9 protein-coding genes and 2 pseudogenes are annotated in these 11,812 nt (G+C 54.2%); 7 read left to right on the forward strand and 4 right to left on the reverse strand.

Annotated elements, in window-relative coordinates; all coding sequences use genetic code 11:
* Nucleotides 1-126 precede the first annotated feature (126 nt).
* Nucleotides 127-606, forward strand: coding sequence for an RrF2 family transcriptional regulator (locus tag NA389_RS21650; protein ID WP_000888203.1), 480 nt, complete (start codon nt 127-129; stop codon nt 604-606).
* Nucleotides 607-675: 69 nt separating this feature from the next.
* Here NA389_RS21650 and oqxB read toward each other — a convergent pair whose 3' ends face one another.
* Complete coding sequence (gene oqxB / locus NA389_RS21655; protein ID WP_000347934.1) at nt 676-3,828, reverse strand: multidrug efflux RND transporter permease subunit OqxB; 3,153 nt, start codon at nt 3,826-3,828, stop codon at nt 676-678.
* 23 nt (nt 3,829-3,851) lie between these two features.
* Nucleotides 3,852-5,027, reverse strand: a complete 1,176-nt coding sequence (gene oqxA / locus NA389_RS21660) for a multidrug efflux RND transporter periplasmic adaptor subunit OqxA (RefSeq protein ID WP_002914189.1) — start codon at nt 5,025-5,027, stop codon at nt 3,852-3,854.
* 319 nt (nt 5,028-5,346) lie between these two features.
* Here oqxA and NA389_RS21665 point away from each other — a divergent pair.
* The 5 genes and pseudogenes from NA389_RS21665 to fghA form a co-directional block, all read left to right on the forward strand.
* A pseudogene (locus tag NA389_RS21665) lies at nt 5,347-5,478 on the forward strand (IS6 family transposase); the annotation flags it as partial.
* Nucleotides 5,479-5,781: 303 nt separating this feature from the next.
* Complete coding sequence (gene frmR, locus NA389_RS21670; protein WP_001141270.1) at nt 5,782-6,057, forward strand: formaldehyde-responsive transcriptional repressor FrmR; 276 nt, start codon at nt 5,782-5,784, stop codon at nt 6,055-6,057.
* 30 nt (nt 6,058-6,087) lie between these two features.
* The gene (gene frmA, locus NA389_RS21675; RefSeq protein WP_000842086.1) at nt 6,088-7,197 is read left to right on the forward strand and encodes an S-(hydroxymethyl)glutathione dehydrogenase; all 1,110 of its coding nucleotides are present in this window, start codon (nt 6,088-6,090) and stop codon (nt 7,195-7,197) included.
* Between the two features lie 41 nt (nt 7,198-7,238).
* Nucleotides 7,239-7,637 (forward strand): VOC family protein, encoded by a 399-nt coding sequence (locus NA389_RS21680; RefSeq protein WP_000235177.1) that lies wholly within the window; start codon nt 7,239-7,241, stop codon nt 7,635-7,637.
* A 65-nt stretch (nt 7,638-7,702) separates the two neighbouring features.
* A complete protein-coding gene (gene fghA, locus NA389_RS21685; protein ID WP_071686688.1) occupies nt 7,703-8,539 on the forward strand; it encodes an S-formylglutathione hydrolase in 837 nt (278 codons plus the stop codon).
* Nucleotides 8,540-8,566: 27 nt separating this feature from the next.
* Here fghA and NA389_RS21690 read toward each other — a convergent pair whose 3' ends face one another.
* Nucleotides 8,567-9,202 (reverse strand): recombinase family protein, encoded by a 636-nt coding sequence (locus NA389_RS21690; RefSeq protein ID WP_000470623.1) that lies wholly within the window; start codon nt 9,200-9,202, stop codon nt 8,567-8,569.
* A gap of 167 nt (nt 9,203-9,369) precedes the next feature.
* Between NA389_RS21690 and NA389_RS21695 the strand changes: the two are divergent.
* Nucleotides 9,370-11,736 (forward strand): annotated as a pseudogene (locus NA389_RS21695) (Tn3 family transposase); the annotation flags it as partial.
* Between the two features lie 14 nt (nt 11,737-11,750).
* On the opposite strand, the gene NA389_RS21700 reads toward NA389_RS21695, so the two are convergent.
* Nucleotides 11,751-11,807, reverse strand: coding sequence for an IS1 family transposase (locus NA389_RS21700; protein ID WP_003032489.1), 57 nt, complete (start codon nt 11,805-11,807; stop codon nt 11,751-11,753).
* Nucleotides 11,808-11,812 lie beyond the last annotated feature (5 nt).

Genomic DNA, 11,812 nt, shown 5'->3' on the forward strand with positions numbered 1-11,812 from the left:
GGTAAGCAGAGTTTTTGAAATGTAAGGCCTTTGAATAAGACAAAAGGCTGCCTCATCGCTAACTTTGCAACAGTGCCCTCTGCGGTGCTAAAAAGAACAAGATTCACCGCAACCCAGGACACTGCCATGTTAGATTACCGCTTCCCGACAGCTTTGCAGATGGTTCTCAGCGTAGCAATGGCGGAGCAGATGGGTGAACGTTCGACGAGTGCGATTCTGGCCTACGGCCTGGAAGCGAACCCGAGCTTTATCCGTAAACTAATGGTTCCGCTAACTCGTGACGGCATTATCGTCTCCACGCTTGGTCGCAACGGCTCAATTCATCTTGGCCGTCCGGCGGACAAGATCACCCTGCGTGATATCTATCTTTCGGTTATCGAAGATAAAAAACTGTGGGCGTCGCGTCCTGACGTCCCGGCCCGCTGCGTGGTCAGCGCCAACGCCTGCTGGTACTTCAAATCGGTTGCCGATGAAGCAGAGCAGGCTTCGTTAAACGTCCTCGCTCGCCATACCGTGGCCAGCGCGCTGGAGGCGGTCAAAAACGCCGATACCAGCGGCTGCGACCCGGTGCCGGAAATGATCGCCCGCTTTAAAAAAGCGCATTAATCATTTTCTGGTGACGAAAAAAAACCGCCTTCAAATTGTGAAGGCGGTTTTTTTGTTATCTGCTGCAGGCTAGGCGGGCAGATCCTCCTGGACCGGCTTCCTGCGGGTCACCAGTTTCCGTAGCGTCACGTAAAACACCGGCGTCAGGAACAGACCGAAGAGCGTCACGCCCAGCATCCCGGAGAACACCGTGATCCCGGTGACGCCGCGGACTTCCGCCCCCGCGCCGTGGCCGAGGATCAGCGGAATGGTCCCGGCGATAAAGGCGATGGAGGTCATCACGATCGGGCGCAGACGCAGGCGGCATGCCTCCAGCGCCGCTTCCATGATGCCTTTCCCCTGGATCTCCAGCTCGCGGGCAAACTCGACGATCAGAATGGCGTTTTTACAGGCCAGGCCCATCAGGACCACCAGACCCACCTGCACGAAGACGTTGTTATCGCCCCCGGTCAGCCAGACGCCAAACAGCGCGGAGAGCATCGTCATCGGTACGATAAGGATCACCGCCAGCGGCAGGGTCCAGCTTTCATACAGCGCGGCCAGTACGAGGAATGCCAGCAGCACCGCCACCGGGAAGACGATCAGCGCCGTGTTGCCCTGGGTGGCCTGCTGGAAGCTGAGATCCGTCCACTCAATATTCATCCCATTCGGCAGGATCTGCTTCGACAGCTCTTCCAGATGCGTCATCGCCTGCGAAGAAGAGAGGACCCGCGGATCGGCATCGCCAATCAGGTCCGCCGCCGGATAACCGTTGTAGCGGATCACCGGATCCGGCCCGTAGGTGGTACTGATATTCACCATACTGCCGATCGGTACCATTTCGCCCTGATTATTGCGGGTGCGCAGATTGGCGATATCTTCCACGCTCTCGCGGTATGGTCCGTCAGCCTGGGCCATCACGCGCCAGGTACGCCCGAACTGGTTAAAGTCATTGACATAAGACGAGCCGAGATAGGTCTGCAGCGTACCGAACAGATCGGTTAGCGATACCCCCTGCGCTTTCGCCTTATCGCGATCGACCTGCACGTCCAGCTGCGGCACGTTAGCCTGGTAAGTCGAGATCGGGAAGTGCATCCCCGGCGTCTGCATAATCGCCCCGGACATCGCATTCACCGCGCTTTGCAGCGCGCCATAGCCCAGCCCTCCGCGATCCTGGATGTACAGGGAGTAGCCGGAACCCTGACCCAGACCTAAAATCGGCGGCGGCAGGATGGAAAAGCCAAAGCCCTGCTGGATTTGCGCGATTTTGGCGTTGATCTCCGCGTTAATTTCCGCCGCCGTGTGTTTGCGCTGGTCGAACGGTTTCAGGCCAAAAAAGACCGTCCCGGTATTCGGCGTGTTGGTGAACTGCAGCGCGTTAAGCCCCGGGAAAGCGACCGCATAGTCGACCCCTTCGGTATTCATCCCGATCTCGCTCATTTTGCGGATCACCGCGTCGGTGCGCGCCAGCGACGACCCTTCCGGCATCTTCACGCCGCCAATGAGATACAGCTTATCCTGGGTGGGAATAAACCCGCCGGGGACGACTTTAAACATCACCCCAGCGGCGCAGAGCAGCAGCAGGTACACCGCAAACACTGCGCCACGGCGTCCAAGCGTTTTGCCTACCAGTCCCTGATAGCCGTTCGAGCTGCGCAGGAAAAAGCGGTTAAACGGACGGAAAATCCAGCCAAACAGGCGATCGATCAGCCGGGTAGGGAGGTCTTTCTTCGCGCCGTGCGGCTTTAACAGCAGGGCCGCCAGCGCCGGGGAGAGCGTCAGCGAGTTGATGGCCGAGATCACCGTCGAGATGGCGATGGTCACCGCGAACTGTTTGTAGAACTGGCCGGTGACCCCGGAGAGAAACGCCATCGGCACGAACACCGCACACAGCACCAGCGCAATGGCGATAATCGGCCCGGAGACCTCACGCATCGCCTGATGCGCCGCGGCAAGCGGCGCAAGCCCCTCTTCGATATTACGCTCGACGTTCTCCACCACCACGATGGCGTCGTCCACCACGATACCGATAGCCAGTACCAGCCCGAACAGGCTCAGGGTATTCAGCGAGAAGCCCAGCAGATAGAGAATGCTGAAGGTACCCACCACCGATACCGGCACAGCGATCAACGGGATAATCGACGCGCGCCAGGTCTGCAGGAACAGGATCACTACCAGCACCACCAGCACTACCGCCTCCAGCAGCGTCTGCACCACCGCGCGGATGGAGTCGCGGACGAAAACCGTCGGGTCGTACGGCGCCGCCCATTGCATATCTTCCGGGAAGCGGGTGGCCAGCTCGGCCATTTTGGCGCGTACCGCGTTCGACAGATCGATGGCGTTAGCGCCGGGTGACTGGAAGATACCGATCCCGACCGCATCCTTATTGTTGAGCTGGGAGCGCAGCGCATAGCTACCGGAACCCATCTCGATGCGCGCCACGTCGCGCAGGCGGACCAGCGAGCCATCCTGCGCCGTTTTCAGAATGATATTGCCAAACTCTTCTTCGGTATGCAGACGGCCCTGGGCGTTAATGGAGATCAGGAAATCGCTCTCCTGCGGCAGCGGCTCGGCGCCAAGCTGTCCGGCAGACACCTGGACGTTTTGCTCCTGCATCGCCGTCACCACATCCGAGGCCGTCAGACCGCGGGCAGCGACCTTATTGGGATCCAGCCAGACGCGCATCGCATATTCACCGGAGCCAAAAATCTGGATCTGGCCGACGCCGGGCAGGCGCGCCAGCTCATCCTTCACTTTCAGCGTGGCGTAGTTGCGCATATACAGCGAGTCGTACTTCCCGCCGGGGGAGAACAGATGCACCACCAGGGTCAGCGTCGGAGACTGCTTCTGGGTGGTGATCCCCAGACGGCGTACATCCTCCGGCAGACGCGCTTCGGCCTGCGCGACGCGGTTCTGCACCTGAACCTGCGCCTGATCCGGGTCGGTACCCGGGCGGAAGGTGACGGTGGTGACCAGCACGCCGTCGGAGCCGGCGACCGATTTCATGTACATCATGTTTTCAACGCCGTTGATCGCTTCCTCCAGCGGCGTCGCCACGGTCTCGGCAATCACTTTCGGGTTGGCGCCGGGATACTCCGCGCGCACCTGGACGCTCGGCGGGACGACATCCGGATATTCGCTCACCGGCAGCAGTGGGATAGCGATTAACCCGGTGATAAAAATTAAAATCGACAGCACCGCGGCGAAAATCGGCCTGTCGATAAAAAAGCGGGAAAAGTCCATGTCTTGGATTCTCTGATTAGGGATCAGTTAAGGGTGGCGCTGGAGGTCATGGCAACGGTTTTGGCGTTAACCGGCATACCCGGCATAAACACTTTTTGTAAGCCGTCGACGATGACGCTATCCCCAGGATTCAACCCCTTCTGAACGATGCGTAAACCGTCTGCCAGCCGCCCTGGGGTAATGTCGCGGCGCTGTGCTTTACCATCTTTATCAACGATATAGACGTATTTACGATCCTGATCGGTCAGTACCGCTTTGTCGTCGATCAGCGTGGCTTTGAACTCTGCGCTGCCCGGCAGACGCACGCGGGCAAACAGCCCCGGCGTGAACAGACGCTGCGAGTTATCCAGCAGCGCACGCATGCGGATGGTGCCGGTACTCGGCGTTAACTGATTATCGAGAAAATCCACTTTGCCCTGGTGGGGGTAACCCTCCTCGCCCACCAGGCCAATCTCCACCGGGAGCGCCTGATTATCGCTGGACGCGCCTTGCCCGCGGCGGGCGAGGTTTTGATAGTGGAGGTAGGTTGACTCGTCGACGTCAAAGTAGACGTACACCGTCTTTTGCGAGACCAGGGTGGTGAGCACGCTGGCGGTGTCGCCCGCGGTGACCAGGTTACCGCTGGTGATCAGCGCCCGGCTGGCGCGGCCGTCAATAGGGGCGGTCACTTTGGTGAAGTCGAGGTTAAGCTGCGCGGCATCCACCGCCGCCTGCGCGGCGCGAATGTCGGCCTGCGCCTGAACCGCGGCTGACCGGCGCTGCTCCCACTCTTCACGGGAGACGAGGTTGGTATGGACTAATTTATCGGTGCGGTTCGCCTCGCTTTGCGCGAGGCTGGCCTGCGTTTTGGCTCTTGCCAACGCCGCCTGCGCCTGCTCCAGCGCGGCGCGATAGGTTCTGTCATCTATCGTGAACAGCACCTGGCCCTTTTTCACCTCCTGGCCGTCAGTGTAATTCACTTTATCAATGTATCCCGAGACGCGAGGGCGAAGCTGAACGCTCTCCACCGCTTCAATGCGACCGTTAAAACTATCCCACTGACTGATCGACTTCACCAGCACCTTAGCGGCGCTGACCGTCGGGGCGGGAGGCGCAGCATTCTGTGCGACGCTGTCGTCGCAGCCGACGAGCAGAAAGGAGAGCATCATCGCGCCGAGCGCGGTCAGGTGAATGTTTCCCCAGGTTTTTTGCAGGCTCATTATTTTTATTCCGGTAAATGTAGCCGCCGGGCAAGACGCAGCGTGAGAAGCCGCGCCACTTCCTTTGTCCGGGCTGGCTTAAGGCCATTTGTGTCGATCATCGCCACAAAACTGTAACAATTTCGAATACACTATCGCGGCGATTGTAGGAAGGCGCTTAACTAAGTGCAAGAATAATTGTTGCACTTTATGTGCGGTCCAGGGGGGGGATAAAAAACCGCGATCCCGGCGTGGATTTAAATGTAACAATAAAACTGGCACTGTTGCAAATAGTCGGTGGTGATAAACTTATCATCCCCTTTTGCTGATGGAGCTGCACATGAACCCATTCAAAGGCCGGCATTTTCAGCGTGACATCATTCTGTGGGCCGTACGCTGGTACTGCAAATACGGCATCAGTTACCGTGAGCTGCAGGAGATGCTGGCTGAACGCGGAGTGAATGTCGATCACTGGGGTCAGTTTGGATATCGAAAATTATTGTACGTTAGGCTCATTTTTTGACCATCAATGATGAGCCAATATCTGGCGAAATTTAACAGAACCGCCTATGCCCCAAATCCCGTATCGGTAGATATCATTTTTGTAGTAACTTTCCTTCCGACAGTATCACAGCCAAAAATAATATAAATATATGATTTATATCGTAAATAAAGGTAGTTATGTTTATTCTTAGTTATACTATAGTGGAGTATGCATTGACGATAATTATATACTCCACTATAGTATATAAAATCAAAAATGGTGAGGTAAATAATGCCCAGTACTCCTGAAGAGAAAAAAAAGGTCCTTACCCGTGTTCGCCGCATTCGGGGTCAGATTGATGCTCTGGAAAGAGCGCTGGAAAATGGTGCTGAATGCCGTTCCATTCTTCAGCAGATAGCTGCCGTTCGCGGAGCAGCTAACGGTCTTATGGCAGAGGTGCTCGAGAGCCACATACGGGAAACCTTTGACCAGAATGACAGCTACAGCCATGAAATCAGTAAATCCGTTGACGATACGATTGAACTGGTTCGCGCCTATCTTAAATAGCTAAGCCATCACATTGAGGATAATTTACATATGAAATCACGTGCTGCCGTTGCATTTGCACCAGGGAAGCCCCTGGAGATTGTTGAAATTGATGTTGCACCACCTAAAAAAGGCGAGGTGCTGATTAAAAATACCCACACCGGTGTCTGCCACACCGATGCCTTTACCCTCTCCGGGAACGATCCTGAGGGCGTTTTCCCGGTGGTTCTCGGCCACGAAGGGGCCGGTGTCGTCGTGGAGGTCGGTGAAGGCGTGACCAGCGTGAAGCCGGGAGACCATGTGATTCCGCTTTACACCGCCGAATGCGGGGAGTGTGAATTCTGTCAGTCCGGGAAAACGAACCTCTGTGTATCGGTTCGCGAAACTCAGGGAAAAGGACTGATGCCTGACGGAACCACCCGCTTTTCTTACAATGGCCAGCCTCTTTACCACTACATGGGATGCTCCACCTTCAGTGAGTATACGGTAGTGGCCGAGGTTTCTCTGGCAAAAATTAACCCGGAGGCAAACCATGAACACGTCTGCCTGCTGGGCTGTGGCGTGACTACCGGGATTGGCGCTGTTCACAACACAGCGAAAGTACAGCCTGGAGATTCTGTCGCTATTTTTGGTCTTGGCGCAATCGGTCTGGCTGCCGTTCAGGGGGCTCGCCAGGCAAAAGCAGGACGCATTATCGCTATCGACACCAACCCGGCCAAATTCGAACTTGCCCGTCAGTTCGGTGCAACCGACTGCATCAACCCGAACGACCATGACAAACCGATTAAAGATGTGCTGCTTGAAATCAACAAATGGGGCATTGACCACACTTTTGAATGTATCGGTAACGTCAACGTTATGCGTGCGGCGCTGGAAAGTGCTCACCGTGGCTGGGGCCAGTCCATTGTCATCGGCGTGGCCGGCGCCGGGCAGGAGATATCCACCCGTCCATTCCAGCTCGTTACCGGGCGCGTATGGAAAGGTTCTGCTTTCGGCGGAGTGAAAGGCCGTACGCAACTTCCGGCCATGGTAGAAGATGCCATGAAGGGTGAAATTGAACTGGAGCCATTTGTTACCCACACGATGACGCTGGATGAAATCAATGAGGCCTTCGATCTTATGCATGAAGGTAAATCAATCCGTACGGTAATCCGTTACTGATAGCGTCTTAACTGAGTCAAACCAACTGAAGGAAATGGATCATGGCAACACCTGTAATTTCTGGTAATGACGTTTTTTCCCACGTCTTCATCGGTGCATCCGATGTTGAAAAATCCGCTGATTTTTACGATGCTGTCCTCGGTACGCTTGGCATCAATAACCTCGGCCCGTTTGGCAATGGCTGGGTACTTTATGGTCGCGAAAAGCCAGCCTTTATTATTGCACATCCGGGCAACGGTGAAGCGCCATCGGCCAACGGCGTTACTGTCGGCTTTGCAGCTGCAAGTCCGGAAGAAGTTGATGCTTTCCACGCCGCGGGCCTTGCCGCCGGAGGGAAAGATGAAGGTCAGCCTGGCCCGCGCAGCCATCTCCCTGGAGCCTATGCAGCCTACCTGCGAGACCCTGCGGGTAACAAAATCACGGCTTATACGTTCATCTGACGTCCGGCTATAAAGAGACTTCCCCTGACTCCCTGTCAGGGGAAATAACCATGAGACAGAGGCTGATGGAACTCATCGAGCAGCATGCCAGCGCTGGCGGCTGGCAAAACGTATACCGCCATAATTCACAAACACTTAATTGTGGGATGAATTTCGGTGTTTATCTTCCCCCCAAAGCAGCAACAGAAAAACTGCCGGTCCTGTACTGGCTCTCGGGTCTGACCTGTACGGAGCAGAATTTCATCACCAAATCGGGTATGCAGCATTATGCCGCCAGGAACAACATCATCGTCGTTGTTCCTGATACCAGTCCCCGTGGAGAGCATGTCGCAGATGCTGACAGCTACGATCTGGGCCAGGGTGCCGGATTTTATCTGAACGCGACGGAACATCCGTGGAACACGCATTACAGGATGTATGACTATATTCTCCATGAGCTTCCGGATGTTGTCATGGAGCATTTACCTGTAACATCAAGGAAATCAATATCCGGTCACTCCATGGGGGGGCTGGGAGCGCTGGTTCTGTCGCTGCGAAATCCTGATGAATATGTGAGTGTATCGGCATTTTCACCAATAGTGTCACCTTCTCAGGTGCCATGGGGACAACAGGCATTCACCGCGTACCTGGGTGAAAATAAAAAAACGTGGGAGCACTACGATCCCGTCAGTCTCATTTTACAGGGTGCGAAATTACCAGAAATTTTTATTGACCAGGGATTAAGTGACGCCTTTTATGAAGATCAGTTACGCACTAAAAGTCTTGAAAGAGTGTGCAACGAGATGAACATCAACGCATCATTCCGATATCATACTGGTTACGACCACAGCTATTATTTCATTTCCAGCTTTATTGGTGAGCACATTGCTTACCATGCCAACAGGCTCAGGCTGTCAGCATGAGTTGATTTCCAGCCTCAGAAAATGTGCTTAATTTTCAGGCCTGAACAGGGCCTGAATCCTGCAGACCTGAGATGTGCTGTAACCGGTGGCTTCAGCAGTTTCTCTTATGCTCAGTTTCTTGACCTGTCGGTAATACAGAACTTTCTTATGTCGTTCCTGATCGGCCTGTTTGCCCCGGTATTTTCCCAGCGTATGTGCCCGTTCAATTCCCTGCTTCTGCCGATGGCGGCGGCTCAGCCAGTCCTTATGCGACATCGCGGCCATCAGGTCGATAAGCATATTATTGATGGCGGTTATCACGGCGCGGGTGATTGGGTCAGCCTGCGAAGGATCTTTATCTGACAGCGCCTGCCATGAGGTGGGTACATCGAGGCTGACAATCCGCAGCTCGTGTTGCTCGATTTGCTTTTTCAGCGTCATCCAGTCGCTGTTGCTCAGACGGGTCAGACGGTCTATCTGCTCGACCAGTAAAATATCATTGCGGTGACTGTCCATCAGTAAGCGCCCCAGTTCCGGGCGGTCAAGTTTTGTACCGCTGATGTTCTCCCGGTAGTAACTGGCTATTTTATGTCCCCGCTCCTGAACAAACTGCTCCAGCATCTCTTTTGCCCGATCGGCGAACTGATCTTCCGTCGATGCCCTTAAATAAGCTCTGATGAACATTTTTCCACCACGTTATCGCATTTAAGTTATTGCATTTAATCTATCGCATATAGGTTATGTCATTCATCGTGTGCCGTCACGTTTTGAATATGGCGTCAGGGTGTACCCTTATGCGATAACCATTTTTGCTAAAAATACCGCATCGGATAATTTATGAGGGAAACTATATGGCAAGGAGGCAGATTCTTTCTCTGTCGGAAAGAGAATCATTACTGGCATTACCGGACGATGAGTTAACGCTGACACGAATGGCCTATTTCAGTGAGCATGATCTGGCGCTTATCAGTGCTCACCGTAAACCTGCCAGCCGTTTTGGTTTTGCCGTCCTTCTTTGCTATCTGAAAAATGTCGGCTTTGCACCGGATAAAAAAATCCCACCCTCTGATGCGCTGCTGAAGCATATCGCCAGCAGGCTAAAACTTACCGGGGATCTCTGGCCTGCTTACCTTTCCGGCAGGGATACCACCCGGCGCGAGCATTTAACCGAACTGTACCGCTATCTTGGCGTAAAAGCGTTCACCGGCAAAATACAGCAGGACTGTATTACACACCTGCTGCCGATGGCGACGCGCACCGATAAAGGTATTCTCCTGGCCGAAGAACTGCTGGTCTGGCTCCGGAAGAACAACGTGATAATCCCCGCGATTGATGTCGTGGAGCGTACCTGTGCGGAGGCCATGGCTGGCGGCGATAAAATCGTATTTCAGACCCTGAATGCCCCGTTAACTCCGGCTCACAGGGATGCCCTTGATCGTTTACTTGAGTCCTCAGATAATCAGTTTTCCAGACTGACATGGCTTCTGCAACCGCCAGGTAAAATCAATGGTAAGAACGTGCTACAACACCTTGATCGGCTCAGTAGCATTGAATCGCTGGCGTTACCGGAAGGTATAGATCGTACCATTCACCAGAACCGGTTGCTGAAACTGGCGCGGGAAGGCCGGAAGATGAGTAGCCGGGATTTGACCCGATTTTCAGCAGCCCGGCGTCATGCGATCTTGGTGTGCGTGCTGGAAGAAGCCCGAGCCACACTGACAGATGAAGTGATTGAGCTGCATGAACGCATGCTGAACAGCCTGTTCAGCAAAGCCAAAAGAACACAGGCTGAGCGCCTTCAGCAGACCGGAAAGCTGATCCAGTCAAAACTGAGGCAGTACATCGATGTCGGCCAGGCACTGTCTGAAGCCCGTGATTCCGGTGGCGATCCATGGCTCGCAATAGAAAACATACTGCCATGGCCTGAATTTGTCGCCAGTCTGGAGGAAACACGCCATCTCGCCAGGAAAAATAATTTTGATCCGCTGCATATTATTACTGAGAAATACAGCACATTACGGAAATATGCCCCGCGCATGTTATCCGCTTTACAGTTAGTCGCCACCCCGGCAGCGCAACCTCTGGCTGATGCGCTGGTTGTGATCAAGGATATGTACCGGAAGCAGTCACGTAAAGTTCCGGCGACAGCGCCGCTTGAGTTTGTCCCTGAAAGCTGGCGCAAGGTGGTGATTACACCTGCGGGTGTTGACCGGCAGTACTATGAATTTTGTGCGCTCAGCGAGCTTAAGGGGGCATTGCGCTCCGGGGACATCTGGGTTAAAGGCTCACGCCGCTACAAAAACTTTGATGATTACCTCATTCCCGAAAAGGACTTTGACAAACTCACACCGGCGCTACCCCTGCCCGTATCTGCTGATTATCATGAGTACATTACCAGCCGTATGACCCTGCTTCAGTCCAGACTTGAAGAGGTCAATGCCATGGCTGCCCTTGGTGAGCTGCCCGATGTGGAAATATCTGACAGGGGAGTAAAAGTATCTCCGCTGGATAATTGCGTCCCGGTGCAGGTTTCACCGCTGGCAGAGCTGGTTTACAGCATGCTACCGCGTCCTAAAATCACGGAAATTCTCGATGAGGTAAACAGCTGGACGACGTTTACCCGACATTTTTCGCATATAAAAAATGACATTACCCGTCCCGATACCCGCCTGCTCCTCACCACCATCCTTGCGGATGGCATCAATCTTGGTCTGACCAAAATGGCGGAAGCCTGCCCCGGAAGCACCAAATCATCACTGGAAGATATCCAGGCATGGTACATCCGCGACGAAACCTATTCAGCCGCCCTTGCAGAGCTGGTAAACGCGCAGGGGAAAAGACCACTTGCGGCATTCTGGGGAGACGGGACAACGTCATCATCAGACGGACAAAATTTCAGAACAGGCAGCTCAGGCCGCTACGCAGGGCAGGTTAACCCGAAATACGGGCAGGAGCCCGGACGTCAGTTTTATACCCATATTTCGGATCAATACAGCCCGTTTTATACCTGCATAATCAGTCGAGTCAGGGATTCAACCCATGTTCTCGATGGCTTGCTGTACCACGAAAGCGACCTGGAAATCAGGGAGCATTACACCGATACAGCGGGTTTCACCGATCATGTCTTTGCCCTGATGCATCTGCTGGGATTTGCGTTCTGTCCGCGAATCAGGGATCTCCACGACAAGAAGCTGTTTATCCAAGGGAAAGCAGACCGGGTAATGACTCCAACTTATTGATAGTGTTTTATGTTCAGATAATGCCCGATGACTTTGTCATGCAGCTCCACCGATT

It is taken from the genome of Salmonella sp. NW645 (assembly GCF_051703725.1).
GTDB lineage: Bacteria > Pseudomonadota > Gammaproteobacteria > Enterobacterales > Enterobacteriaceae > Salmonella > Salmonella enterica.